At 44.4% G+C, this 25,249-nt stretch carries 23 protein-coding genes; 10 read left to right on the forward strand and 13 right to left on the reverse strand.

All coding sequences use genetic code 11. From position 1 onward, the window contains the following. The first annotated feature begins 50 nt into the window (after nt 1-50). Both glmU and DXZ23_RS03805 read left to right on the forward strand, forming a co-directional pair. Entirely contained in the window at nt 51-1,424 is a 1,374-nt protein-coding gene (glmU, locus tag DXZ23_RS03800) for a bifunctional UDP-N-acetylglucosamine diphosphorylase/glucosamine-1-phosphate N-acetyltransferase GlmU (RefSeq protein ID WP_017805408.1), read from the forward strand. Nucleotides 1,425-1,521: 97 nt separating this feature from the next. Beyond that, nucleotides 1,522-2,412, forward strand: a complete 891-nt coding sequence (locus DXZ23_RS03805; protein ID WP_017805407.1) for a mechanosensitive ion channel family protein — start codon at nt 1,522-1,524, stop codon at nt 2,410-2,412. A 130-nt stretch (nt 2,413-2,542) separates the two neighbouring features. Here DXZ23_RS03805 and ppx read toward each other — a convergent pair whose 3' ends face one another. The 4 genes from ppx to murJ all read right to left on the reverse strand — a co-directional run bounded on the left by ppx (nt 2,543) and on the right by murJ (nt 11,517). After that, nucleotides 2,543-4,090, reverse strand: coding sequence for an exopolyphosphatase (ppx, locus tag DXZ23_RS03810; protein ID WP_017805406.1), 1,548 nt, complete (start codon nt 4,088-4,090; stop codon nt 2,543-2,545). Between the two features lie 17 nt (nt 4,091-4,107). Then, nucleotides 4,108-8,061, reverse strand: coding sequence for an autotransporter assembly complex protein TamB (gene tamB / locus DXZ23_RS03815; RefSeq protein ID WP_017805405.1), 3,954 nt, complete (start codon nt 8,059-8,061; stop codon nt 4,108-4,110). Between the two features lie 15 nt (nt 8,062-8,076). After that, nucleotides 8,077-9,789 (reverse strand): autotransporter assembly complex protein TamA, encoded by a 1,713-nt coding sequence (tamA, locus tag DXZ23_RS03820; RefSeq protein ID WP_242510703.1) that lies wholly within the window; start codon nt 9,787-9,789, stop codon nt 8,077-8,079. 156 nt (nt 9,790-9,945) lie between these two features. Then, nucleotides 9,946-11,517 (reverse strand): murein biosynthesis integral membrane protein MurJ, encoded by a 1,572-nt coding sequence (gene murJ / locus DXZ23_RS03825; RefSeq protein ID WP_017805403.1) that lies wholly within the window; start codon nt 11,515-11,517, stop codon nt 9,946-9,948. Between the two features lie 278 nt (nt 11,518-11,795). On the opposite strand from murJ, the gene rpsT reads away from it, so the two are divergent. After that, nucleotides 11,796-12,059 carry a 30S ribosomal protein S20 gene (gene rpsT, locus DXZ23_RS03835; RefSeq protein WP_017805402.1) on the forward strand — a complete coding sequence of 88 codons (264 nt, stop codon included), beginning with the start codon at nt 11,796-11,798 and terminating at the stop codon, nt 12,057-12,059. Between the two features lie 53 nt (nt 12,060-12,112). Here rpsT and DXZ23_RS03840 read toward each other — a convergent pair whose 3' ends face one another. Beyond that, nucleotides 12,113-12,784, reverse strand: coding sequence for a YtjB family periplasmic protein (locus tag DXZ23_RS03840; protein ID WP_017805401.1), 672 nt, complete (start codon nt 12,782-12,784; stop codon nt 12,113-12,115). Between the two features lie 111 nt (nt 12,785-12,895). Between DXZ23_RS03840 and serB the strand changes: the two genes are divergently transcribed. Together serB and DXZ23_RS03850 are read left to right on the forward strand one after the other, a co-directional pair. Continuing rightward, entirely contained in the window at nt 12,896-13,855 is a 960-nt protein-coding gene (gene serB / locus DXZ23_RS03845) for a phosphoserine phosphatase (RefSeq protein ID WP_017805400.1), read from the forward strand. Between the two features lie 2 nt (nt 13,856-13,857). Beyond that, the gene (locus DXZ23_RS03850; protein WP_017805399.1) at nt 13,858-14,349 is read left to right on the forward strand and encodes a YajQ family cyclic di-GMP-binding protein; all 492 of its coding nucleotides are present in this window, start codon (nt 13,858-13,860) and stop codon (nt 14,347-14,349) included. Nucleotides 14,350-14,602: 253 nt separating this feature from the next. Here DXZ23_RS03850 and DXZ23_RS03855 read toward each other — a convergent pair whose 3' ends face one another. The 5 genes from DXZ23_RS03855 to DXZ23_RS03875 all read right to left on the reverse strand — a co-directional run bounded on the left by DXZ23_RS03855 (nt 14,603) and on the right by DXZ23_RS03875 (nt 17,863). Next, nucleotides 14,603-15,373 carry a class I SAM-dependent methyltransferase gene (locus DXZ23_RS03855; protein ID WP_017805398.1) on the reverse strand — a complete coding sequence of 257 codons (771 nt, stop codon included), beginning with the start codon at nt 15,371-15,373 and terminating at the stop codon, nt 14,603-14,605. Continuing rightward, entirely contained in the window at nt 15,355-16,446 is a 1,092-nt protein-coding gene (trmA, locus tag DXZ23_RS03860) for a tRNA (uridine(54)-C5)-methyltransferase TrmA (protein WP_017805397.1), read from the reverse strand. The genes DXZ23_RS03855 and trmA overlap by 19 nt, the downstream gene beginning before the upstream one ends. Nucleotides 16,447-16,549: 103 nt before the next feature. After that, nucleotides 16,550-16,879 carry a MaoP family protein gene (locus DXZ23_RS03865; protein WP_017805396.1) on the reverse strand — a complete coding sequence of 110 codons (330 nt, stop codon included), beginning with the start codon at nt 16,877-16,879 and terminating at the stop codon, nt 16,550-16,552. A gap of 73 nt (nt 16,880-16,952) precedes the next feature. Then, nucleotides 16,953-17,585 (reverse strand): thiol:disulfide interchange protein DsbA, encoded by a 633-nt coding sequence (dsbA, locus tag DXZ23_RS03870; RefSeq protein ID WP_017805395.1) that lies wholly within the window; start codon nt 17,583-17,585, stop codon nt 16,953-16,955. An 11-nt stretch (nt 17,586-17,596) separates the two neighbouring features. Continuing rightward, the gene (locus DXZ23_RS03875) at nt 17,597-17,863 is read right to left on the reverse strand and encodes a YihD family protein (RefSeq protein WP_017805394.1); all 267 of its coding nucleotides are present in this window, start codon (nt 17,861-17,863) and stop codon (nt 17,597-17,599) included. 189 nt (nt 17,864-18,052) lie between these two features. Between DXZ23_RS03875 and mobA the strand changes: the two genes are divergently transcribed. Further along, complete coding sequence (gene mobA, locus DXZ23_RS03880) at nt 18,053-18,646, forward strand: molybdenum cofactor guanylyltransferase MobA (RefSeq protein WP_021724806.1); 594 nt, start codon at nt 18,053-18,055, stop codon at nt 18,644-18,646. Nucleotides 18,647-18,800: 154 nt separating this feature from the next. On the opposite strand, the gene ygfZ is transcribed toward mobA, so the two are convergent. Together ygfZ and DXZ23_RS03890 are read right to left on the reverse strand one after the other, a co-directional pair. Next, nucleotides 18,801-19,661, reverse strand: coding sequence for a CAF17-like 4Fe-4S cluster assembly/insertion protein YgfZ (ygfZ, locus tag DXZ23_RS03885; RefSeq protein WP_026138456.1), 861 nt, complete (start codon nt 19,659-19,661; stop codon nt 18,801-18,803). Continuing rightward, nucleotides 19,658-20,521, reverse strand: a complete 864-nt coding sequence (locus DXZ23_RS03890) for a YicC/YloC family endoribonuclease (protein WP_017805392.1) — start codon at nt 20,519-20,521, stop codon at nt 19,658-19,660. The genes ygfZ and DXZ23_RS03890 overlap by 4 nt, the downstream gene beginning before the upstream one ends. 113 nt (nt 20,522-20,634) lie before the next feature. Between DXZ23_RS03890 and rph the strand changes: the two genes are divergently transcribed. From rph to dusC, 4 genes are all read left to right on the forward strand, one after another. After that, nucleotides 20,635-21,354 carry a ribonuclease PH gene (rph, locus tag DXZ23_RS03895; protein ID WP_017805391.1) on the forward strand — a complete coding sequence of 240 codons (720 nt, stop codon included), beginning with the start codon at nt 20,635-20,637 and terminating at the stop codon, nt 21,352-21,354. Nucleotides 21,355-21,366: 12 nt separating this feature from the next. Next, on the forward strand, nt 21,367-22,011 hold the full coding sequence (pyrE, locus tag DXZ23_RS03900) for an orotate phosphoribosyltransferase (protein ID WP_026138455.1): 645 nt from the start codon (nt 21,367-21,369) through the stop codon (nt 22,009-22,011). 48 nt (nt 22,012-22,059) lie between these two features. Beyond that, a complete protein-coding gene (djlA, locus tag DXZ23_RS03905) occupies nt 22,060-22,920 on the forward strand; it encodes a co-chaperone DjlA (RefSeq protein WP_017805389.1) in 861 nt (286 codons plus the stop codon). A 102-nt stretch (nt 22,921-23,022) separates the two neighbouring features. Next, entirely contained in the window at nt 23,023-23,961 is a 939-nt protein-coding gene (dusC, locus tag DXZ23_RS03910; RefSeq protein ID WP_017805388.1) for a tRNA dihydrouridine(16) synthase DusC, read from the forward strand. Between the two features lie 106 nt (nt 23,962-24,067). On the opposite strand, the gene DXZ23_RS03915 is transcribed toward dusC, so the two are convergent. Continuing rightward, entirely contained in the window at nt 24,068-25,057 is a 990-nt protein-coding gene (locus DXZ23_RS03915) for an amidohydrolase family protein (RefSeq protein WP_017805387.1), read from the reverse strand. Nucleotides 25,058-25,249 lie beyond the last annotated feature (192 nt).

The raw sequence follows: 25,249 nt of genomic DNA on the forward strand, positions 1-25,249 counted from the left end.
CTATTATAAAATAGCCGAGATTTTTATCTTTAAAATACAAAGGAATTTTTATGAACAAACTCAGCGTGGTGATTTTAGCTGCGGGTAAAGGCACAAGAATGTATTCAGATTTGCCAAAGGTGCTGCATAACATCGCAGGAAAGCCAATGGTGAAGCACGTTATTGATACAGCAAAACAGCTCAATGCCGATAATATTCATTTAATTTATGGACACGGGGCGGAATTGTTACAGCAACGCTTGGCTGATGAGCCTGTAAATTGGGTGCTACAGGCGGAACAGCTCGGCACGGGACACGCAATGCAACAAGCCGTACCGTTCTTTGCGGACGATGAAAATATCGTAATGCTCTATGGCGATGCCCCGCTTATCACGGCGGAAACCTTGCAAAAACTGATTGCGGCGAAGCCTGAAAACGGCATTGCGTTATTAACCGCTCATTTGGACGACCCAACAGGCTACGGGCGAATTATCCGCCAAGACGGCAACGTGGTGGCGATTGTGGAACAAAAAGATGCCAGCCCCGAACAGCTCGCCATTCAAGAAGTGAACACGGGCGTGATGGTATCTAGCGGGGCGAGCTTTAAAAAATGGTTGGCTAAGTTGGATAACAACAACGCACAAGGCGAATATTATATGACCGATGTGATCAAGTTCGCAAACCAAGACGGCTGCCAAGTTGCCGCTGTACCAGCGAGCGACATTATGGAAGTGGAGGGCACGAATAACCGCTTACAACTGGCGGAGCTTGAGCGTTATTATCAGCGTAAACAAGCGGAAAAATTATTGCTTGCGGGCGTGAGTTTGCGTGATCCCAATCGCTTTGATTTGCGTGGCGAAATCCTTCACGGTAAAGAAGTAGAGATTGATGTGAATGTGATTATCGAGGGCAACGTGAAGCTGGGCGATCGGGTTAAAATTGGTGCAGGTTGCATTATCAAAGATTGCGTAATTGGTGATGATGTGGAAATCAAACCTTATTCTGTATTTGAAGATGCCGTGATTGGCGAAGAAGCGAAAATTGGGCCTTTTGCCCGCCTTCGCCCAGGTACAGAACTTGCCGCGCAAACCCATATCGGCAACTTCGTTGAAGTGAAGAAATCACACATCGGCAAAGGCTCGAAAGTGAACCACCTCAGCTATGTGGGCGATAGCGAAATTGGCTCAAATTGTAATATTGGTGCGGGAGTGATCACCTGTAATTATGACGGTGCGAACAAATTTAAAACTATTATTGGCGATGACGTGTTTGTCGGCTCAGACAGCCAACTCGTTGCCCCTGTGAAGATTGCAAATGGTGCGACTATTGCGGCAGGCACAACGGTAACCAAAAACATCGCACAAGATGAACTGGTGATTTCACGCGTGCCACAACGCCACATTCAAGGCTGGCAACGTCCAAAGAAAAAAGACAACGCAAAATGAACCTCTAACAAGGTTTTTTGACTAAGCAAAAGTAGAGAGCAATAAAGTGCGGTGCATTTTATCGCTGTTTTTTCAACCCTAATGCTAAAGGTAATTTATGACAACAGAAGTAACCACCACAGAGCAAAACATCAATCTTCCGGCACAAACTTCCGAATTAATCGACAAAGTGCATTCAATGGAGTTTTCGCAACTATTACAACAATATCTCATACCCTATGGCATAAAATTGTTACTTGCCATCGCCATTTATGTCATCGGCAAAAGCATCGCCCGCCTCTTGAGCCGATTACTGGGTAAAGCGGTGCTACATTCAAGTAAAGATGAAATGTTGCAAAGTTTTGTTTCTTCAATCAGCTATTTTTTATTCCTCTTAATGGTGATTATTGCTGCCCTTTCCCAACTCGGCATTAATACTTCTTCCCTTGTGGCATTAATTGGTGCGGCTGGCTTAGCCGTTGGCTTAGCATTGCAAAACTCACTGCAAAATTTTGCCGCAGGTGTGATGATTTTGCTTTTCAAACCCTTTAAGAAAGGCGATGTGATCGAATCTAGCGGTACAGTAGGAAAAGTAGAGAAAATCGGGATCCTATTTTTGGAATTACGCACAGGCGATAACAAAACCATCTTAATCCCGAACGGCAAAGTGTTTGGCAACAGCATCACAAATTACTCCAGCAACGCTACACGGCGTATCGATTTTATTTTTGATATTGACTATAAATCCAATATTGAACAAGCGAAAAGCATTGTAGCAAATATTTTGGATCAAGATTCCCGCATCTTAAAAGAACCGACTCCAACGATTGCCGTTGGAGCTTTAGCAGCAAATAGCGTACAACTTGTGGTTCGTCCTTGGGTGAATACGTCTGATTACTGGGCGGTGCATTTTGATGTTACAGAAAAAGTCAAACTCGCCTTTGACGAAGCAGGTATCGAAATCCCATTCCCACAAATGAACATTCATTTGCCAAAAAAATCAGATTAATTTCGAAAGAATATGCGATTCTTATCACCTTTCAAATTATATTGTCTTTGGAGCAAAATCTTATTTTGGTTTAACCAATCCTAATAAGTGAAAACGTATTTAATCTTAGATTAAATACGTTTTTTATGTGTTATTCAAAATAGAGCACTAACCCTAATTCTTTAAGCCGATGATGTTCTGTAATAAGATCATTTCGTATAAGGGGATTTTCATTTAGATAATTGTCCTCAAATTGCAATGTCCACTCAGTTGAAGTGCGGTCGGTTTTTAGGGTTATTTTTTCGCTAATTACACTAGCTTGGCGAGATTTATTGAGCAAAATCGCTAAACGAAGCAGACGGATTAGGGCGAGGATATCCTGTACATTATAGCGGGAAAATTTAGCCAAATCAGAGAGCTTAATATTATTAATTTGATAGCGAACTAAAGTAGCAAGCAGGCGTTGCTGCTCTTTATCAAAACCCGGTAATTCCATATTTTGTAAAATATATGCCGAATGTTTTTGCACACCTTTGTGGTTGATTACAAGGCCTACTTCGTGCAGTCGAGCAGCCCAAAACAAAATATCACATATTTCTTCCTGTAACTTTGGATTTTTCCAAATCCTGTATTGTGTAGTAAGCAATTTGACGCTTTTATAAACACGTTCCGACTGTTCAATATCTAAATTAAATTGTTCGGTGAGGGCAAGAGCAGTGCGTAAGCGAATATTGCTCATTTGAAAAGTTTTTTCAAGACTGTACATCACACCTTCACGCAATGCTCCGTCAGAATATCGCATTTCTTCAATGCCGAAAACCTCAAACACGGCAGTTAAAATAGCAAGCCCTGGCACGAACACATCGGCACGATCTTCATTTAGCCCGTCTAAATGCAGATCATCAAAATGCTGAACCGATAACACTTTTTTGCTAAGCTGTGCTAAACGCGATGGAGTGATAATGCCATTTGGATCGAGATTAGCGGCAATCACTTGGTAAACAGTTTTGATCGTGCCAGATGAGCCAAGTACTGATTGCCAGCCCAATTTGCGGTATTCAAAAGCTAAATCTTCAATTTTATTGACCGCACTTTGTTTTGCCCGCTGAAAATTTTCGGCAGAAATGTCGCCATTGGGAAAGAATTTTTTCGCAAAGCTCACGCAGCCCATATGGCGACTTTCGGCGATGAGCGGGTGGAAATCTTCACCGATGATCATTTCTGTTGAGCCGCCGCCGATGTCCACCACAAATTTCCGTCCGATTTCAGGCTGAGTATGCGAAACGCCTGCGTAAATGGTTTTGGCTTCCGTTTGCCCACTAATAATATTGATAGAATAGGGGAAAACTTGGGCGGCTTGGCGTAAAAATTCGTCATTATTGACGGCAGTTCGGAGGGTGAATGTGCCGACCACATTTACATTTTCCGCCTTGAAACCTTGTAAGCGTTCAGCAAAAAGAGCAAGGCAATTTACCCCTCGTTGAATTGCCTCTTGGCTGAGGCGATTGTTTTCATCAAGCCCTTCGGCGAGCTGAACTTTCTGTTTGAGGCGAGAAAGCACTTGAATTGAGCCGTTGATAATACGGGCGACAATCATATGAAAGCTGTTCGAGCCTAAATCAATGGCAGCAATTTCTTTCACTTCGCCACGCTGATGGACATAATCCGACGCTTTGCTTAAAAGGTTTTCGTTATTCATACATTGCCCTTATTGCCTTAGAAATCAAAATGATAAAGAAGATCCACTGCTTGGCTTACGCCAGAAACAGACTGTAAATAAAGTTGCGGCAGTAATTTATACCGCACGGTAAATTCTGCCAACCCGTCAAATAATCCTACCCCATATTTGAGTTGTAAACGAGGAGTAATATTGCCGCTCACGGTAACTTTTGAGCTGTCGCCCACCCCTTGCGTGCCTAAGCTAAGGTCTTGAACACCAAAGGCTTCGCCAATACCGCCGACTAATTTACCGCTTTTGGCTAAGCCCATTCCGAGTAAGGCTGCTCCGATCGAACCGCCGGTTCCCGCTTCGCCACTGTTTTCTAAAGAACGCCCTGTCAGTAAATAAGAAAGGGCTTCATCTTGTGAGGATGCTGGATCAGAAAACACAGTAATTTCAGGTGAACTTGCCAGTCCAATAACTTTAACCCCAGCGGTAACATTACTATTTTCCATAGTAGCTAGATTACGAATCGCCTCAATATTTAGCATAGGCTGCGAAGGTAAACCCGAGAAGCTAATTTGTCCTTTACGAATAAATAAATCTTGCCCATAAGCAGCGTAACGTCCATTTTGCAGATAAATTTGTCCGTATAATCCGAGATTACCATTATCTTGTTGTACTGAAAGCGTACCATTAAGACTAGATTTTAAGCCATAGGCTTTCAGTGTTACTTCTTTGCCGATGATGATCTTCAAATCGGAACGAATTTGCATACCGCTTTGGGTTTGTGCTTTGATTTGCCCTTGTGTGAGCGGGGTGATTTTGGTTTTGTCTGGCCCGTCTAAAATCACTTCATCGCTGCTTACGGCGACCGCACTGTCGGGTAACCCTTCAATGGCAATTCTTGCCCAAGGAATATCTACCGTGCCAGAAATATCCAACAATTTCGGGCTGGCAGAAAGTGCTACATTTGGGCTGACTTTTAATTTAGCCATTGCAGGGATATTTACGCTGAAGCGATCGGCTTTGGCGATTAAATGCGTGTTCCAATGTTCGATGTCCCGCCAATTGGCATCACCGCTTAGATCTAAACGGCTATCTGGGGTTTGCAATGCTCCTTGCAAGGTGGAGTGATTACCCATAAAACGCAGTGCCAAGTTCCCTTGTTTAATTTCAAAAGGCAGGGTTTTGGTGATAGCACTGATTTGATTAACATCAAAATTCCCGTGCAATAGCGGATTATTCAGATTTCCGCCAAGGGTGAGATTTGCCATAATTTCACCATTGACTTTCTCACCGCTCGAAAGTAGCTGATTTGCCAGTTTTAAATTCAGATGCTGAACGCTGATCGTGCCGCCTAACGTGCGTGATTTAGCTAAATCTTGTATGCTAAGTTGTGTATTTAAACGCCCGTTATCCGCCAGATCCACTTGGCTATCTAAATGTAATTGATCGTTCGCCATTTGGGCTTTGACGGTTAAATTGGAAATCGGCAGTCTAAAGGTGCGGTAGTCCAGTTTCTCCGCCATTTCTAAATGATTGCCCGTCAGTTCAACATTTAATTTAAGTGGCTGATTAGTCGCCCATTCCACTTTTCCGTTACTTTGTAAAATGCCTTTAAATTGTTCTTTTTCCAGCAGTTTATTCACTAAATTAAGATCTAACTTGCGTAATTGGAACGGCAATTCTCCCGATTTTCCAGCAGTAAATGCCGTAGGGAAGCAAAGCTCAATGTCGCTATTCAGCCAACAATGGGAAGCAATGTTGGCTTCGATTTTTTGTTGGTTGTAAGCGATATTCACCGCCTGATTGGTTTGCCATTTTCCGATAGGGGATTGAATATCCACGCCACTTAGCACGCCTTTCCAAACTTGTGAAGTGCGGTCAAAATTTCCTGTGATTTTTAAATTCGCCGCTACAGGTTTGCCTTGCGATTGGAGTTGCAAGCTATGATTTTTCTCATCGCCTTTCAAACTCAAGTTGGCTTGATTGAGGGCAACACTGTCATAATGCAAGCCGTTTATATCCATCTCAAGACTTCCTTGAATCACTTGATCCGCACTGATACGGCCTTTCAGGCTAAATTGGTTAAGTTGCAGTTGTTGAAAGTGGATACGGCTTCCTGTTAAATCCACGTCGATATTCGGCGAGTGAATATCCCCTTTGAGATTAGCATAGCCCGCTAAACTGGCGGATAAATCAGGCAATAAACCTTTTAAATCAGGAGCTTGGATATTGAGTGCTAAGTCGGATTGCTTCCCCACATTGCCCTTTACAGCGATGTGGTTTTTGCCATAATCCAGTACTAAATTAGGAATGGTTAATAGGCTGTCATTACTGGCGTTGAGTTCGCCCACCAAACTGAGCGGTTGTCGTGAAAGTGTGCCGTTTATGGCTAAATCAGCCACCTGCATTTGCCATTTTTGCCCTTTGATCTCGCCTTGTGTCGCGAGTTTTCCCGATAGCACAGCGGGCATTGTCGGCAAATAAGGCCTGATATTGAGCTGAGCAAAATCCAGCCCACTTTGCCATTGCACGCCATCAGCCCAATTAATGTTGCCTTGTAAATTTGCCGTCCCTTGCAAGGTTTTCAGTTGAAATTGGGAGATTGTCGCTTGCGAAAGCCCCCCGTTAATCAGGCTCGTCAGTTTGGTGCGAGGCACGCCCATACCCTGTGCATTGCCGTTGAGTTGAATGCGATAATCCAGTAAATCCCCACTAACTTGTAAGGAAAGATCCTTAATTTTCAGCGGATCTTTTTCTTTTAGATCAAAAGGATACTGCACATTTTGGCTGCTGAGGCTGAGGTTCAGCGGGGTTCTCTCCACGTTGAGTTGAGCTTCGGCATTCAGATGGGCGTTAATCCCGCCAGAGGTTTGTACATCAAGCTGCGTTTTGCCGCGTAATTCCCCCGAAAGGTTGAGGGTTAAATCTGTCTTTGGTAAAACAAGCTGTTTTTCTTGCTCGATTTGGGCGATATGGCTTTGCAATTTGACATTCAACGGAAATTGCTCCGCCAGTTGAATTTGCCCCTGCCCTTCAAGCGTTCCCACAGAGCTTTCAATGCTTAGTGTTTGTAGTTCAACGCGATCGCCGTTGCTGTCCGCTTTGAGTTGTAAGTGCGGTAGGTTAATTTGCTGTTTTTGTTCGCCATTAGTGCTGACATATTGCCACTGTGTTCCTTCAATATTTTGAATGTGGAAATCAAAAGGCAGCTCAATTTTTGGTAGATCGGCTAAAAGTGGCTGGCTGAGTTTTTGCTCTAACGCTTGCCAATCAATCGGGGAATTTTTCGCCTCATTGCTCGCTGATTTGGTATCTTCGTTTTCAGCTTTAGTTGAGGAACTATTTTGCATTTGAACGATTAATTGATCGATCTGCGTTGGGGCAAGGGTAAAACCTTGTTCGTTATTTAGACTAAGTGCGGTGTGAAAACGGGCTAAATTTATTTGGTTCTCATCGATCTTAACTTGCAGATTTTGCACATTCACTTGATCCACCTGAACGGAAATCGGCAGCTCAATTTTGTGCATTGGCGTGCTGGGTTCGTTTTTTTCCTCTGACGGCGGCAGCAGGGCAGTATCGATCTCGATCTGCGGATCTTGCAGGCTGAGATCCCGCAGGCAAACTTGTTTTTGCATTAAGCAATGAAAATCCAGTTGCACGCGGGCTTGGGCGAGGTGGGTTTTCACCCCTTGTTGCTGATAGGTGAGATTGGTTAGCACTAGCCCTTGTTGCAAATCCCCCTCTGTGCGTTCAATGCTCAGGCTATCCATCAATTTATCCGCGAGCTGGATCAGCTTATGCTGCCCGAACGGGGTGGCTAAGGCGGCGATGAGGAAAAAAATAGGCAAAAAAATGACCGCACTTATCATCAGCACACATTTTCCCCAATGGCGTTTTTTTACTACGGGAGGCGTTGGCGTGCCGTTTTGCTCTGCGGACGCTTGAGGTTGTTCAAGTGCGGTGCGATGATTTTGCGTTTTTTGATCTTCGTTTTGAGCCATAGCCATATGCCTTTTTTATAATTCTGAACCTAATCCAATGTAAAATTGAATATTTTTGCTGTTGTCTTTATCGCGAATGGGGGTGGCGATGTCAAATTTAATCGCCCCGATCGGGGAAGCCCAACGTACGCCCACGCCAGCTCCGTAACGCAGTTCATCAACGCTGTATTTGTCTGCTGCAAGCCCCGTGTCGGCAAAGGTCGCGAGCCACCAATCTTCGTACACTTGATATTGATATTCCGCACTGCCCGTCAGCAATTTAGACGCACCGATCAATTTTCCTTCGCTATTTTTGGGCGAGATTTTTTTATAGCCGTAGCCTCTCACGCTGCGATCACCCCCCGCGAAAAAGCGAAGTGCGGGCGGAATGCGTTCAAAGTCGCTAGTTTTGAGCCAACCGATTTCTCCGCGAACTAAAAAGCGATGGTTGTCAGCGAAGGTGCGAATCCACGCGGTTGAGGCTTGCACTTTCAAGAAATTCACATCAGACAGCCAGATTTTGCGTCCAAAATCCACCGTGATACGCTGAGTATCGCCCCAGGTTGGGAACACGCCACCTTTCAGCCTTGTACGACTTGCCGAGGCGGTGGGATAGACAAGCCAAGTTTTATCGGAATGATCCGCTTGAATAAAGGAATCATAACGCACCCGCAAACCCAGTGCGTGTTGCCAACCCGTTGGGCGATTCCAATAGCGTAACGCGGCAAAGGTCGCGGCGGAGGTTTCGGTGTCGTTGCTATTTTCCTGTTCATACCCCGTAGAAAATTCATAATAATAGCGTAAAGGATTTTTCAGCAGCGGCATTTTGTAAGTGGCTTCAATGGTTTGCTTCGGAGAGGACGCATAAACATTAAGGTTGAAGCTATGCCCACGACTATTGATCCAAGGCTTCAGCCAGCCGAATTGGAGGCGAGGCCCTACATCGGTGGAATAGCCGATCCCGATGTCCATTGAGTTTTTCTTGCGAGGCGTGAGTAGCACATCAACATTGACGATTTTATTTTTTTCATCTAAGTTAGGTTGCACTAATACCGAGCTGAACCAGTTGGTGGAGGTGTAATCATTGGTGAAACTGGAAAGATCATTGATCAAGTAAGGTTGTCCCTCTTTGATCTCCATCATATTGTGTAAATAATCCTCGCGAATCTGCGAACGAGTAAAGGTAAACCGTCCGAAGCGGTAGCGATCCCCCGTGTTGTAAATCAGTTTCCACCAGCCTTGATCGGTGGAAGGCTTGACTAACAACTGCGAAGCCTCAAATTCCGCATCAAAATACCCCCGTGCGAGGGCTATGGTTTGCAGGCTACTTTTGTAATCGTCATATTTTGAGTGATACAGCATATCGCCGATTTTCGGCAGTTTTTTCTCTAAGACTTGAAAGGCTTCATCGTCTTTGCCTTGCCCTAACACTAGCACATCAAACCCCGCGAGCAACACGGGCTTGCCCGCATTCACATCGGCAATCAGCACAGGGCGTTTGCCATCTTTCGCGGGCTGGAGGGAAAAATCAATTTTGATATTGTAATAACCATAAACCCTTAAGGCTTTTTTGATGGCTTCGCTAACTAAATATTGATAGCGATCTGAACCGTCAGCTTCTTCGCTGTCGATCATTTTGGTGTAAATATCCACGTTTTCAATGGCTTTTACCCCTTTCACGCCGATGACTTTTAAATCAACGCGATGCTCGGCTTGAGCATTAAAACTGATGATGCTACAGCCCATCATTAGGCAAGATACTATGCGTAAATGGCGTTTTTTTTGTTGTAATAATTTTATCATTTTTTCTAAGTTATTTATTCAGCTTAGGCTTTATTTCTAGCTCAATCTACTATGCCACAAGGCTCAAATGAATGTAAATGCAGTGCGTTTTGATCGCATTTTTTATGAATGCAATAAATGCCGTTTACGCACACCAAATAGAGCTAATGCTGCGACATAAATCAGGGCGGCGAGGGCAATCAGCCAAGCGAGCCAATGAACGCGTTGTAAAAAACTCATTTGTTGCCAAAGGTCTAAACTTGGGCAATAGTGCCAAATTACGCCGCCCATAGCCAGCCCTGCCAATAAAACTTTGACAAAAAACACCGCACTTTGTTTACTAAAATGATAAATATTTGCCCGAGCCAAGCCACGATAGAGCAAATAGGCGTTCAGCGTGGCAGACATCGCAGAAGCAATGGCTAAACCCACATAACTAAAGGGAATGGCAAGCAGGTTAAATGCCATATTGCTCACCATTGCGATAATGCCGATTTTCACGGGGGTTTTGGTGTCTTGGCGGGCATAGTAACCATTGGCGAGAATTTTAATCAGCATAAAGCTCAACAGCCCCGCATTAAAGGCGAGCAGGGAATAGGAAGCGGCTTGCACATCAGAAAAGAGGAATTGACCTCGCATAAATAGCACTAGCAACATCGGTTGTGCCAACACGCCAATGCCGATCATCGCAGGCACGCCGAGCAACAAAATCATTCGCACGCCCCAATCCATTGTGTTGCGAAAATCCACCGCACTTTGTTCGGCATTATCCGAACGATTAACGTGGTGGCGGGCGAGGGTTGGCAAGATCACAGTAGAAATGGCGATACCAAAAAGCCCAAGAGGAAATTCGAGCAAGCGATCGGAATAATACAGCCAGCTAATCGAGCCTGTCATCAGGAAACTGGCGATAAAGGTATCAAGCAGTAAATTGATTTGGCTCACGGAAACGCCGAATAACGCGGGGATCATCAGCGTACGAATTTTCTTCACCCCTTCATCATTCCACGCCCATCGCGGTTTCACCAAAAGCCCTGCTTTTTTTAAGAACGGCAGTTGAAATAAAAATTGTAGCAATCCGCCGATAAAAATCCCGATAGCCAAGGCGAGATCGGGGCTGCTGGTATGAGGGGCAAGAAAAAGTGCGGTGCAAATCATCGCCACATTGAGCAACACAGGGGAAAACGCCATTACGCCGAACTTGCCCAAAGTGTTTAAAATCGCCCCTGAGAGGGCGACAAAGGTGATAAACCACAGGTAGGGAAAGGTAATTTTGAGTAATAACGAGGCCTGCTCGAATTTTTCCGCGTTTACCCCGTCATTAAGCCAGTCGATGAACCAGCCCGTGCCAAAAATAGCGGCAACGACAGGCGATCCGACCATCGCAAAAAGGGTAACAAGGGTAACCAATCCTCCCAAAGTGCCAGACACTTTGCTGATAAATTGCTGAGTTTTGCTGAGATCGCCGGCTTTTTGGTATTCCGCCAACACAGGCACAAAGGCTTGAGAAAATGCCCCTTCGGCAAATAAACGGCGTAAAAAATTGGGAATGCGATTGGCGAATAAAAACACATCAGCTGCCACACCCGCCCCGATAATTTGGGCGATGATCACATCTCGTACCAGCCCCAAGACGCGGGAAACTAAGGTCATTACACTGACGATAATGCCAGATTTTAATAATCGTTTACTCAAAATAGCTTTCTCATCAAGAAAAATTTGGCTTAATTGTATAGAAATTTTGTTTTTAAGCTATATTCTAGCCAAAAAAACTGATAAAATCTCGCCCACATCGTTTGGTGGGCTAATTTTGAAAGCCGCATTTTTCGCGAACGATGCAGACTTTCGGTTGTGTCTCACCGAGTAATCAAGCTAAATTTTGCTAATTGTTTATTGACAATTATTGAACGAAAAGGCATAGTTTACGCCTTTATTTATTCCATAAACTAACAGAAATTTTTAGGAGTTTGACCTTGGCTAATATCAAGTCAGCTAAAAAACGTGCGGTTCAATCTGAAAAACGCCGCCAACACAATGCAAGCCAACGCTCTATGATGCGTACTTACATTAAAAAAGTTTACGCAGCCGTAGCAGCAGGTGAAAAAGCCGTTGCTGAAGCCGCTTTTGTCGAAATGCAAAAAGTTGTGGATCGTATGGCTTCTAAAGGCTTAATCCACAAAAACAAAGCTGCGAACCACAAATCTAAATTATCTGCTCAAATCAAAAAATTAGCGTAATTCAGATTTAAAAAACGATTCAAAATCCAACCGCACTTTTAAGGTGCGGTTTTTTATTTTCTTAATCCTTTGCGGCGGCGGTGATAGGTTAATCTTGACGCAGGGCGAGACGTTTGTGCCACCGTTGGCACTGTGGATTTATGTGGCTTATGACGGCGATAATGCTTGATAAAATAATACATGCTGCTCGCAAGCAAAAAGCCCGTAAAAAAAAGAATGATCAGCTCGCCATACAACCGATTGAAAATCTGATTAATTTTCTGCTGTGTGGTTTGGCGATATTTGCTGTTAAAGGTAACGCGTAAAAATCCCTCTACGCCATTGGCAGAATAAATCGGCTCAACCACCTGTTGATAATCCTTATTCGGCGTCGCCTCGCTGTTTGAAGGAAAATGGCTGAGGGCGTGGTTGGAACTTTGGGCGAGCAATTCCCCTTTGTTAGAATAAATAGAGGCATCAACAATAAAGCCCTCTTTGGTGAATTTATCCAAATTTTCTGTTAATTGCTCAGCTTTCGCATTATTAATCAGCAAAATTGAAAACAGATGGGTTTGTTGGCGAACCAATAAATGGGATAAATTGGTAACTTGATTAATGCTCGCCAACTGCGAACCCCATTTAAATTGTTGCACGCCAAAGAAAACCACGCCGACAATCCCCGCACAGAATCCGACGATCACCAACAGCATCGTGATTTTTAACGCTTTTTCTTTAATGAGTGGCAAGTTATTTTCCCCAAATTTTTATAAAATAGGCTAGAATAGTCGGCATTTTAAGCTATTTTGCGGTTCGTCGCACGAAAATATCTAACATCACGATAATTTACAGGATTTCCTATGCAAACACAAAATCTCCACTCGCTCCAACAGCCATTTCCAACCCTGCCTTGCCCGCTGCGTCAAAATTTACCGCGTTCTACGGCACAGGCGTATTTTATTCTTTATGGCGACAAGCTGAATTTTGCCACGTTAATGAACTTCCAACAAAAGTGCGGTGTAAATTTTATGCTTTTTGATTATTGGAATGAACAGCAAAATACCGTTGTGTTATTACAAGGGCAATGGGACGCACAATGGCAAAGCTATGCCCATCAACTCGGGGTGGACATTGCGTATTTGAATTTTCACGCCCGCTTACAACAAAAGGGCTTGCTGGTGATGGATATGGATTCCACTGCGATTCAAATAGAATGTATTGATGAAATTGCCAAATTAGCAGGCACGGGGGAGATGGTGTCGCAAATCACCGAGCAAGCAATGCGTGGCGAGTTAGATTTTGAACAAAGCCTACGCCGCCGTGTCGCCACCTTAAAAGGGGCGAAAGAACAGATTTTGCAACAGGTGAGAGAAAACCTCCCCCTCACCTCAGGGCTAAAAGAAACCCTTAAAACCTTGCAAAAATACGGCTGGCGAACTGCCATTGCTTCAGGGGGCTTCACCTATTTCGCTGACTATTTGAAAGATGAACTCGCACTTGATGCCGCCGTGTCAAACCAATTTGAAATTGCGAATGGCATTTTAACGGGCGAGGTAAAAGGGGCAGTGGTGGACGCACAATATAAAGCCCGCACACTTGAACAACTCGCCTCACAATACCATATCCCAATGGAAAACACCGTGGCTATTGGCGACGGGGCAAACGATTTGCCGATGATGAAGGTAGCAAATTTAGGCGTTGCCTTTCACGCCAAGCCAAAAGTACAACAACAGGCACAAATTGTGATAAACTTTGCCGACTTAACCGCACTTTTATGTATTTTAGGTGCAAATGACCGAATAATGAAAAACGAGGAGTAAAAATGCCTTCATTTGATATTGTTTCCGAACTGGATTCGCACGAAGTCCGCAATGCGGTGGAAAATGCCAACCGCGATTTATCAAACCGCTGGGATTTCCGCAATGTTCCGTCTTCTATCGAACTGAACGAAAAAAACGAAACTATTAAAGTAGTGAGCGAATCCGATTTCCAAGTGGAGCAGTTAGTGGATATTTTGCGTAACGCCTGCATTAAGCGTGGCATTGATTCTGCATCATTGGATATTCCAACAGAATATGAACACAGTGGTAAAACCTTCAGCAAAGAAATTAAGCTGAAACAAGGTATCGAAACGGATATGGCGAAAAAACTTACCAAGTTGATCAAAGAATCCAAACTCAAAGTGCAAACTCAAATTCAAGGGGAACAGGTTCGCGTAACGGGGAAATCTCGTGATGACTTGCAAGCAGTGATCCAACTGGTAAAAAATGCAGAATTAGGTCAGCCATTCCAGTTTAATAATTTTAGAGATTAATACCTCTTTTAAATTTATGACAGGAAAGAAATAAAATTCCGAACTATCAAAAGAATTAAGTCTAATATATTACTTTCATTAGTCCTAATTTTTGCATTCTCTCGATTCACAGAATTGGCTTAACATCCTATATTTGGGCGTTAAGCCTCTTTTTTAACTATACAATATCGACTTTTACCAAAATTTCATTGATTAATAACCAGAGTAAAACTTAGTCATCACCCATTATTGTTTCTAAAAATCAATTCTATTTTTACAAAAGACTATAAATATCAAAACGATGATTTTTGGTTTCACGGCTAAAGTGCGGTGCTTTTTCGGCGAGAAATGTGGCGTAGTCAGGGCGTTTTACCACTACGCGTTTTTGGGCGATTTGTAAGGCGGGGGAGAGGAGTTGATCGGCATCTTCATCTGCACCAACCAAATGCTGGAAAATTCGCATTTCTTTTTTCACCAACGCACTTTTGGCTTTGTGTGGATACATCGGATCAAGGTAAACCACGTCAGCTTGAATGCCTTGTGGGGCTAATTCGGCGATATGAGTTTCGGGCAGGAGTTGCATATTTTGTTGCATCATTGTGCCAATTTCAGCATCTTGGTAGGCTCGCTGTAAGCCGTCTTGCAACAACAATCGCACCACAGGGTGGCGTTCGACCAAACGCACTTGGCAGCCAATTGCGGCTAGCACAAAAGCATCTCGCCCCAGCCCTGCGGTTGCGTCAATCACAGTGGGGAGATAATCTTTTTTGATACCGACCGCTTTGGCGATGGCTTCGCCTCGTCCGCCACCAAATTTACGCCGATGGGCAAGCGTGCCGCTGACAAAATCCACATAAACCGCCCCCAGCTTGGGTTCATCTAGCTTGCGTAGCTCTAAACGTTCAATCCCATTTTGTTCGGTTTGTACCAATGCTAGCGGGCTTTCTGGCTGATGAACTAAGCCTTCTCGTTCACAAAGTGCGGTGAATTTTTCGGGCATTTTTGTTTCGCAGAGGAGCTGAAGGGCTATTTTCGTTGCAACCATACACCCGCCTCCATATGTTCCGTGTAAGGAAATTGATCGAATAAGGCGGAACGCTCGATGCGGTGCGTTTGGCAAAGGCTGGTGAGGTTGTTGCATAAGGTATGGGGATTGCAGGAGATATACAAAATGCGATCGTATTGTTGCACCAGTTTCACCGTGTCGGGGTCTAGCCCCGCTCGTGGCGGATCGACAAAAATCGTGTTGCATTCATACTCACGCAGATTAATCCCTTTTAAGCGATTAAATTCACGCACGCCGTTCATCGCTTGGGTAAATTCCTCCGCTGACATTCGGATAATTTGCAAATTGTCAATGTGGTTGGCTTGAATGTTAAATTGTGCTGCTGCCACAGAGGGTTTGGCGATTTCCGTTGCTAGCACGTTGCGGAAATTTTGTGCCAGGGCAATGGAAAAATTGCCGTTGCCACAATAAAGCTCAAGCAGATCCCCTTGGCTGTTTTGAGTGCAATCCATCGCCCACTGTAACATTTTGCAATTCACCGCCGCATTCGGTTGGGTGAAACTGTTTTCCACTTGGCGATAGGTGTAATTTTTGCCATTGACGGGTAAAATTTCATCAACATAATCCTGATCCAAACAAATTTTTTGCTTGCTTGCACGCCCGATCAGTTGTACATCAAAGCCTTGTTGTTGCAAGTTTTGGCGTAGTTGTTGGGCTGCTTGTTGCCATTGTTCATCAAGGGTTTTGTGATACAGCAGACTGACGATGATCTTATTGCTCAGCGTGCTGAGATAGTCGATTTGAAACAGACGATGGCTAAGAGCAGGCTCAGCTTTCAGCAGAGGCAAAATTCTTTGCATCATTTGATTGATAAGCTGGCTAGCAATGGGGAAATCATCAATGCGGTAGGGCTTGCGGGTTTGCGGATCAAACATAATATGATAAAAATCCGAGCCTTGATGCCAAATGCGAAACTCCGCCCGCATTCGGTAATGCAACGCGGGGGAATCGAACACCTCCAACGCAGGAGCGTTGAACGGAGATAAAAGTGCGGTCAGTTTTTGCTGTTTTTTTTCTAATTGCTGTGAATAATGATCGGGATTGTATTGCATAAGATTGCTGGCTCTTTTCTGTCAGAATGGCTAGTTTATTGTGTTAGCGATAAAAAATCAGGGCTTGAATATTCAAGCCCTTGTTTCGTCAAAATGTGCTGTTTTATTCGGCAGAAAAATCGTCTAAATTATCCGCACCCACCACGCCAGAGAGCGTATAAACACGTTTTGTTGCGGAAATACGAGAACGGTATTTATCCCACGTTTTCTCGAAGAACGTTTCGGCTGGGCGTTCGCCTTTACAAAAAGCAACAAATGCCGTTTCTTCTTCGGTTGCTGGCGTGCGTTCACCAGATTCTAACGCTTTGAACGCTTGACCATATTGCTCTAACACTTGAGATTCTTTAATCGTATAATCACCGTGGCGAGCAAAACCGCGGGGATAGTTTTTATCGTCAAAAAAGCGACGGGTTACACTAAAACTTTCTGCCATAATATCCTCAGTTTTCCGTATTCAAAATCGGCACGCATTAAACCAATTTTTTAGTCTTTTTGCAATGGATTTGTTACTTTTGTAGCAAGGCTTTCACCGTGTCCACATAATCTTGAATAAAGCCGTCTTGGGTGTGAGATAAGCCCTCAGGATTGATGCGATATTTGCCATTCACATAAAAATCTGGCACGCCGTGGACATCAAAACGCTGTGCCGCTTGCACTTGCTGATTATAAAGCCCTGTTACCGCAAAACTATTAATGCCGCCGTCAAACTGCTCCGCACTCACCCCATTATCAATGAAAATTTGGCGAATATCCGCTAAACTTGGGGCATTTTGATCGCGATTTCGCACCGCACTTTGTGCCGCTTCAAATAAAGGGGCTTTCACTTTCTTTTCCACGCCTAACGCCATTGCCAACGCCCACGCACGAGTTAAGTTTTCTGATTGAAAACCTAAGAAATTAACGTGATATTGTTTAAATTTCGTTCCTTCAGGCAAAGCATTTTCCACTTTTTCAGGAATGTGATAGTCCATTTCAAAGGCATAACAATGCGGGCAATAGAATGAGAAAAACTCAACCACCTCAGGCTGCACCGAACGCTCGGTATTTAAGGTAACATATTGTTTTCCCTCAGTTAAATCCGCCGCCTGCACATTTGCCACCGCAAAAAAAGAAACCAGTGTAAAAAGCAATTTTTTCATTGAGATAATCCTTATTTAATGATACCGCGTGCTTTTAACAACGCAGTTTTGAAATCTTCTTCGTAATCTTTTTTAATTCCCGGAATTGGCTCATTTTTATCTGTGCCATACATTTTTAAATGATAGATGATCACCTCATCGGTCAATTCCGCCACAGGTTTATCAAAGCCCGCCTCATCAGCAATTTTCTGCAAAATTTGGGTTAAGCTCAAATCAGGATCTTGCGACCAATAAGGCTGCAACAATTCCAACACTTCATTTAAACGATGACATTTCATAGCACTTCCTCACCAAGAATAACAAAAGGTTGAATGATACTTTAATTATTTTGAGAAAGGAATAAGCTGGGGTAAAAAACCATAAACTTCAATGAAAGCTGAAAATCCCTCCATTTTCACACCGCACTTTTCATTTGCTCATTTCTAGACTAACCTCGTAAAATAAACCATCATTAAGTGGAGGAAGTAATGGAAATCAGTGCGGTAATTTTAGCTGGCGGTTTGGCAAGGCGTATGGGCGGTGTGGATAAGGGGTTACAACTTTATCAAGGCGTGCCGCTCTTTTGGCATTGTTATCAACGGCTGAAAAATCAAGTGGCGGAAGTGGCTGTGAATGCCAATCGTAATCAAGCCATTTATCGACAAAGTGGCTTGCCTGTGTTTGCTGATGATTTAGCCGATTTCCAGGGTCCGCTTAGCGGTATGTTAGCGGGATTAACCCGAGCGAAAAGTGATTTGGTTTTATTTGTGCCTTGCGATTGCCCGTTCTTACCTTTAGATTTAGTGGAAAAACTGCAACAGCCCTTTTTAGACAACGAAACGCAAAATAAAAGTGCGGTGAAAAAATCCTCTATTTTTCTCACTTATGCCACAGATGGAGAACGCGAACACCCCACATTTTGCCTTGTTTCTCCCTTATTGACGGAAAATTTACGCACATATTTACAAAAAGACGAACGGCGAATGTTACAGTTTATGCGAGAAAATCACGCCATTGCAGTGGATTTCTCCACACAAAAAAACGCCTTTCAAAATTTTAATCATCTTGAAGATCTAAAATAATAGGGATAATTGATACATAGATCTAAAGTCAAAAACAACCGCAAAACCGCCACACTTTGTTATGTAATTGCAATACAGTTAGCGTATTTCGCTTATCAACAATTAACGACAAACCAGAAAATTGGGCATTAAGCCCAATTTTTTATCCTGCAAGTTATTCAAGCCCATAAGGCAATGGAACGGCATTTAACAGTGTTTCACTGCCAGCCAATCTAAATTGCGTATTAGGTTCAAAATTATTATTTAACACCACTTGTAGCCATAAAACGTTATCAAAATGCACCGCACTTAGGATAGTGCCTGTTTTACGCCAGCCGTTTTCTAACTGCATTTCAATTTCTGAGCCAAGCTGAATTTGTGCGGCGGTTTCTTCGTTCGTTTCGAGGTTGAAGGTAAACATCGCTCGTTTGTTAATACCACGATATTTCGCACGCGCCACGGTTTCTTGCCCGATGTAACAGCCTTTTTGGAAGGAAATGGCTTGTTCGATACATTGTAAATTCAAGGCTTGGGGGATAAATTCATTTTGGCTTTCGGGCGATAAAATCGGGTAGCCCGCTTGAATTTCGGCAAGATCCCATTGTTCCGCTGTGCCGGTGATAACGAGATCCTGTGCGGTTTGGTTGAGCAGGATCACGCTATTTAGCGGGGCGGGAAGCGTAACAGAAAAATCCGCTGAAATCGCACCGCACTTTTGTTTATCTAAAACACCGATAATTTGCCAATCTTGCTCTGTGAACACCACTTTAGAAAAAACGGCGTATTTTTTCAGATTATCCAACGCTGAGGGCAATAGAGCGTGGCGAATGAGCAGATAAAACTGCTCCGCATTGGCACGAATAAGGCGGAAAACGCTGTTCATTTTGCCTTTAGGGTCGCAATGGGCGGTGAGGGTGGATTGCCCATCAGGCAGCCCGTTCACATCGCAAGTGAGCTGACCTTGCAAGAATTTTTCCGCGTCCGCCCCTTGCACAGAAATCACGCGGTATTGGTGTAAATTAATCATCATTGTTATTCCAAATTCTGAATTTGTTCACGCATTTGTTCGATAAGCACTTTAAGCTCCACCGCCGCATTGGTTACTTCAGCGTTGATGGATTTTGAGGCGAGCGTATTACTTTCGCGGTTCAGCTCTTGCATCATAAAATCTAGCTTACGCCCCACCGCACCGCCTTTGTGCAGAATGCGTTGGGTTTCTTTAACGTGCAGTTGCAGGCGGTCAAGCTCTTCTGCCACATCAATCCGTTGAGCAAGTAGCACCATTTCTTGCTCTAATCGTTGCTGATCCGCTTGTAATTGCAATTCATCGAAGCGTTGTTGCAGACGTTCACGCTGCCACTGCAAAATCTCTGGCATTTTTGACCGCACTTTTTCGCTTTCCAGCGTAATCGCCGCTAAGCGTTGTTCGATGAGATCGTGGAGCTTTTCCCCCTCGCGACCACGCATTGCGATAAATTCCGCTAAGGCTTGCTCAAATCCCTCAAGCAACGCTTGGCTGATGCGATCGAGATCCTGCTCGGGCGTTTCCACCACACCGGGGTAACGTAACACATCGGTGAGATTAATCTCGCCCTCGCCCGCTTGCTGTTTTAACCATTGCAACGAAGCGATGACTTGCTGGGCTAAGGCTTGGTTTAAATTTAACGCTTCGCTAGTTTGTGGCTTGCCCTCAAAACGCAGGCTACATTCCACTTTGCCACGGGTTAAACGCTGGCGTAGTTTTTCACGCAAGCCATTTTCTAAGCCACGGAAAGGCTCTGGCAAGCGGAAAAAGGTTTCTAAATAACGTTGATTGACGGAGCGAATTTCCCACACCGCATTGCCCCAATCTTGTTTGATTTCATAACGGGCGAATGCCGTCATACTGTAAATCATAATTTGTCCTTATAGGCGGTAAAAATTGCCCTTATTCTACCGTTAAATTTTTCATCTGTCAGTTTGCGTGTTAGAATGAGGGACATTTTATGACCAAATCAAAGGAATCCTAAATGCGTCCAAATGATCGCCCTGTAAATCAACCTCGCCCGATTAAAATCACCCGCCACTTCACCAAATATGCCGAAGGTTCGGTGCTGGTGGAGTTTGGTGAAACCAAAGTGCTTTGCACCGCCTCTGTTGATGAGAGTGTGCCACGTTTTTTAAAAGGGCAAAATCAAGGTTGGGTAACGGCAGAATATGGAATGTTGCCACGTTCCACCCATAGCCGTATGCAACGCGAAGCGGCGAAAGGCAAGCAAGGCGGACGCACAATGGAAATTCAACGTTTAATCGCCCGCTCTTTGCGTGCAATGGTGGATCTCACCGCCCTTGGTGAGCGTTCAATCACACTGGATTGTGATGTGATCCAAGCTGATGGCGGCACGCGGACGGCTTCTATTACTGGAGCTTGCGTGGCGTTAGTGGACGCTATAAACGGCTTAATGGAAAAAGGTGTGCTAAAAACGAACCCAATTAAAGGGCTGGTGGCGGCTATTTCTGTTGGCATTGTAGAGGGCGAAGCGGTATGCGATTTGGAATATGTGGAAGATAGCAACGCCGAAACCGATATGAACGTGGTGATGACCGATGATGGCCGAATGATTGAAGTGCAAGGCACAGCAGAAGGTGAGCCATTCTCCCACGAAGAATTATTAACCCTGTTAGATCTCGCAAAACAAGGCTGTGAAGTGATCTTCAACGCGCAGCGTGAAGCCTTAGAGCAAGCATAATTGGGGGCGCAAATGCAAGGCTACAAAATCGACTTTATCAAATTCGCACTCAGCCGAAATGTGCTTAAATTTGGTGAGTTCACCTTGAAATCAGGGCGGGTCAGCCCTTATTTCTTCAACGCTGGCTTGTTTAACACGGGAGCGGATTTGGCTCGTTTAGGGCAATTTTACGCCGCTGCCATTCAAGCCAGTGGCTTAGATTATGATGTGATTTTTGGCCCCGCCTACAAAGGCATTCCCATTGGCACAACGCTCTCTGTGGCGTTGTTCAACCAATATGGCATTGATAAGCCCGTGTGTTTTAACCGCAAAGAAGCGAAAGATCATGGCGAGGGCGGAAATTTAATCGGCAGCCCGTTGCAAGGCAAGGTGCTATTGGTGGACGATGTGATCACCGCTGGCACGGCAATTCGCGAAGCAATGGATTTGATCGCACAAAATCAAGCGACATTAAGTGCAGTGATGATTGCGTTAAATCGTAAAGAACGCGGCAAAGGCACGCTTTCTGCCATTCAAGAAGTGGAACGCGATTATCAATGCAACGTGCTTTCTATTGTGGATTTTGATGATTTAATGCAGTTTATTGAGCAAGATCCCGCTTATCAACAATATTTACCCGCAATGCGGGCATATCGCGAACAGTACGGCGTAGAATAAAAAACGACAAATTTTAGCACCGCACTTTGATAAAGTTTGGAGAATGAAATGACATTTATTGGAAAACTATTAGGCTTTTTTATTGGCTACCGTTTTGGTGGCTTTTTTGGTGGGCTGGTTGGTGCGTATTTAGGGCATTTGGCAGATAAAAAATTATACGAACTCGGTAGCGTGCGTTCGAGTTTTTTCCAACGCAAAGAAACCCGCCAATCGCTCTTTATGCAAACCACCTTTGCCGTACTCGGGCATTTGTCGAAATCCAAAGGTCGCGTTACGCAAGACGACATCGCCCTTGCCAATAACCTAATGAACCAAATGAATTTGGACGACAAAGGTCGCAAACTGGCACAAGAAGCGTTTAATCGCGGGAAAGATCCGAATTTCCCATTGCGTCAAGTGATCCGTGAATTTTGCACCGCCTGCGGTCAGCGTAGCGACTTGTTGCGAATGTTCTTACGCATTCAGCTGCAAGCCGCCTTTGCCGATGATCATTTGCACGAAAATGAAAAAGATGTACTTCAAGTGGTGGCGGAAGAATTGGGCTTGTCCAGTTTCCAATTCCAACAAATTTTAATGGCAGAAATTGCCGCTCGCCAATTTAGCCGTGGTGGGTTTTATTATGAATATAACGGCTCACAACAGGGCTACTATCAGCAACAAGGAAGCTATCAGGGCGGTTATCAAAGCTCAGGCCCAACCTTGCAGGACGCTTACAATGTGCTAGGCGTGAGTGAAAATGACGATCGCACCACCGTTAAGCGAGCTTACCGCCGTTTAATGAATGAAAATCACCCCGACAAACTGGTTGCCAAAGGCTTGCCAGAAGAAATGCTTGAAATGGCGAAAGAAAAAACCCAACAAATTCAAGCCGCTTATGATTTGATTTGTAAAGCGAAAGGGTGGAAGTAAACCTTTATTTATTGCTGAATTTTTTACCGTTTCTCTCAAATAACAAAGTGCGGTGAAAAATTCAGCTTTTTTATTTTTATCAAAAGAGTGACAGTAAATAAAATGCGTGTTTTCCTAGCCCCAATGCAGGGCGTGCTTGATCCTCTTGTTCGCCAATTATTAACGGAAATCAATGATTATGATCTCTGTATCTCCGAATTTGTTCGCGTTGTGGATCAACGTCTGCCAGCCAAAACTTTTTATCGCCTCTGCCCTGAACTGCACCAAGGGGGATACACCCCCTCAGGCACGCCTGTGCGAGTGCAATTACTCGGGCAACACCCCCAATGGCTAGCAGAAAATGCTATTTTAGCCACCGAATTGGGATCGCACGGCATTGATTTTAACTGCGGTTGCCCCTCAAAAACCGTCAATGGTAGCCACGGCGGCGCAGCGTTGCTCAAACAGCCCGAACTCATTTACCAAGCCACCAAAGCCTTACGCCAAGCTCTCCCGCAAAAGCAGGTGGTGAGCGTCAAAGTGCGTTTAGGTTGGGACAGCGATAGCCACGCTTTTGAAATCGCGGACGCGGTGCAACAAGGCGGCGCAACGGAAATCACTATTCACGGACGCACTAAAACCGATGGCTATCGCGCCGAAAAAATTAACTGGCAAAAAATCGGTGAAATCCGCCAACGGCTGAACATTCCCATTATCGCTAACGGCGAAATTTGGAGCTGGCAAGACGCACAAGACTGCCTTGCCACAACAGGTTGCCAAGATGTGATGATCGGACGCGGGGCTTTAACCCTCCCCAACCTAAGCCTTGTGGTGAAATTTAATCAACAAAAATTAGACTGGGACAACGGCGTAATGCCCCTACTACACCGCTACGCACACATTGAAAACCAGCACGACACTGGCTTCTACCACATCGCCCGCACCAAACAATGGCTACAATACCTGAAAAAATCTTACCCACAAGCCACCGCACTTTTTGAGCGGATAAAAACCTGCCAAACGGCAGAGGATTTACGGGAAAGATTAGATAAAATGCGGTAGCCCTTTTGTTGATTGACTTACAAAAATGCTTAAAAATCTCACCGCACTTTAAGTTTGATAAAATGAAAAAATCCTCCACATTTGAGAGGATTTTTATTCGCGAAATTTAAACCTCTAATCCCAACACTTTTCTTCCGTTGATGCTGGCGATATTGACCATTGCCTCTAAATCAGGGAAGCGACAACCAGCGGCGAGAAGGCTAAGTTCTTGCCACATATCCCCCTCGCATAATGGCACCATATAATCGCAGATATTGTCTGTGCCGATGGCGACGGTGACGCCTTCGGGGATCATTTCATCAACAGGGGTGAGGGCATTATGAAACGGCATTAAATCTTCTTTACGGTTACTGTCGATCCACGCCATTGGGCAGGCGATCATCATCATTTTGGCTTGTCGCATTTTTTCGTAGAGGTTGTAGCGGTATTCTTTGGAATGCGCCCCGATGGAAATGCCGTGAATGGCGACAACGCGTCCTTCCATTCCGTGTTCGATGGTTTTATCGCACAGCTGTTCCGTTTCTTTTTCTCTTGGGGTGTTGAATTGATCCACGTGAACGTGGCACATTATGCCGAGGGATTTGGCTTTATCGAGCAGAATATCCATTGCGTCTAAACCACGTCCGTAATCCAGCTCATCGCGATAAGGAAGACCGCCGATCATATCCACCATTTCTGAGCCAATATCAAACCATTTTCTTGCGGTGGGTTCGATCACGCCTTTTAGGGTTTGGTTGGCGAATTTTAAGGTGATGTCGTGTTTGTACACTTCGCGGGCTTTATGGGCGGCAATAATGGCTCGGTCTTCACAAATGGGGTCAATGTCCACAAATGTACCAAAGGCGGTTACGCCTTGCGAGATCATTAATTCAATGGCTTGGCAGAAGCGAGCATAATAGTCATCAACGGTGGAGGTGCGTTTGACTTCGTCCACTAAATCCCATTTTTGTTGTAAATTGCTGGTGTGATAGATGCCGATTTTCTCTGGCGTCATTGTGAACGCACGGTCGGCGTGTGCGTGGGAATTTACCCAACCACCTTTCTTGATAATTTCATCTCTGATATAGGTTTTAAAGCTACGAACGTGGTTACGCATAATTTTCTCCGTAATAATGAAAGCGAGGCGGACAATAGGCTAGATATGAAAAAATCCCAATAAAGTGGGATCTTGTTATTAAGAGAAAATAGCTTTTCACTCAAGCGGTGAGCGTCTTGATTGGTGTGTTGTGTAATGTTATAAAAAATTCGCGGATTTTTACTTAATAACATTCTATCTTGTCCAGATTGA

The organism is Avibacterium paragallinarum, from assembly GCF_900450705.1.
GTDB classification, from domain to species: Bacteria; Pseudomonadota; Gammaproteobacteria; order Enterobacterales; family Pasteurellaceae; genus Avibacterium; species Avibacterium paragallinarum.

What these genes read in the sequence shown, in the direction of transcription:
- trmA (WP_017805397.1), bottom strand. Translation starts at nt 16,446, where the DNA reads ATGCAATACAATCCCGATCATTATTCACAGCAATTAGAAAAAAAACAG.
- DXZ23_RS03915 (WP_017805387.1), bottom strand. Translation starts at nt 25,057, where the DNA reads ATGCGTAACCACGTTCGTAGCTTTAAAACCTATATCAGAGATGAAATT.
- glmU (WP_017805408.1), top strand. Translation starts at nt 51, where the DNA reads ATGAACAAACTCAGCGTGGTGATTTTAGCTGCGGGTAAAGGCACAAGA.
- dusC (WP_017805388.1), top strand. Translation starts at nt 23,023, where the DNA reads ATGCGTGTTTTCCTAGCCCCAATGCAGGGCGTGCTTGATCCTCTTGTT.
- dsbA (WP_017805395.1), bottom strand. Translation starts at nt 17,585, where the DNA reads ATGAAAAAATTGCTTTTTACACTGGTTTCTTTTTTTGCGGTGGCAAAT.
- DXZ23_RS03850 (WP_017805399.1), top strand. Translation starts at nt 13,858, where the DNA reads ATGCCTTCATTTGATATTGTTTCCGAACTGGATTCGCACGAAGTCCGC.
- mobA (WP_021724806.1), top strand. Translation starts at nt 18,053, where the DNA reads ATGGAAATCAGTGCGGTAATTTTAGCTGGCGGTTTGGCAAGGCGTATG.
- ppx (WP_017805406.1), bottom strand. Translation starts at nt 4,090, where the DNA reads ATGAATAACGAAAACCTTTTAAGCAAAGCGTCGGATTATGTCCATCAG.
- DXZ23_RS03875 (WP_017805394.1), bottom strand. Translation starts at nt 17,863, where the DNA reads ATGAAATGTCATCGTTTAAATGAAGTGTTGGAATTGTTGCAGCCTTAT.
- serB (WP_017805400.1), top strand. Translation starts at nt 12,896, where the DNA reads ATGCAAACACAAAATCTCCACTCGCTCCAACAGCCATTTCCAACCCTG.
- tamB (WP_017805405.1), bottom strand. Translation starts at nt 8,061, where the DNA reads ATGGCTCAAAACGAAGATCAAAAAACGCAAAATCATCGCACCGCACTT.
- DXZ23_RS03890 (WP_017805392.1), bottom strand. Translation starts at nt 20,521, where the DNA reads ATGATTTACAGTATGACGGCATTCGCCCGTTATGAAATCAAACAAGAT.
- tamA (WP_242510703.1), bottom strand. Translation starts at nt 9,789, where the DNA reads ATGATGGGCTGTAGCATCATCAGTTTTAATGCTCAAGCCGAGCATCGC.
- DXZ23_RS03855 (WP_017805398.1), bottom strand. Translation starts at nt 15,373, where the DNA reads ATGGTTGCAACGAAAATAGCCCTTCAGCTCCTCTGCGAAACAAAAATG.
- DXZ23_RS03805 (WP_017805407.1), top strand. Translation starts at nt 1,522, where the DNA reads ATGACAACAGAAGTAACCACCACAGAGCAAAACATCAATCTTCCGGCA.
- djlA (WP_017805389.1), top strand. Translation starts at nt 22,060, where the DNA reads ATGACATTTATTGGAAAACTATTAGGCTTTTTTATTGGCTACCGTTTT.
- pyrE (WP_026138455.1), top strand. Translation starts at nt 21,367, where the DNA reads ATGCAAGGCTACAAAATCGACTTTATCAAATTCGCACTCAGCCGAAAT.
- DXZ23_RS03865 (WP_017805396.1), bottom strand. Translation starts at nt 16,879, where the DNA reads ATGGCAGAAAGTTTTAGTGTAACCCGTCGCTTTTTTGACGATAAAAAC.
- rph (WP_017805391.1), top strand. Translation starts at nt 20,635, where the DNA reads ATGCGTCCAAATGATCGCCCTGTAAATCAACCTCGCCCGATTAAAATC.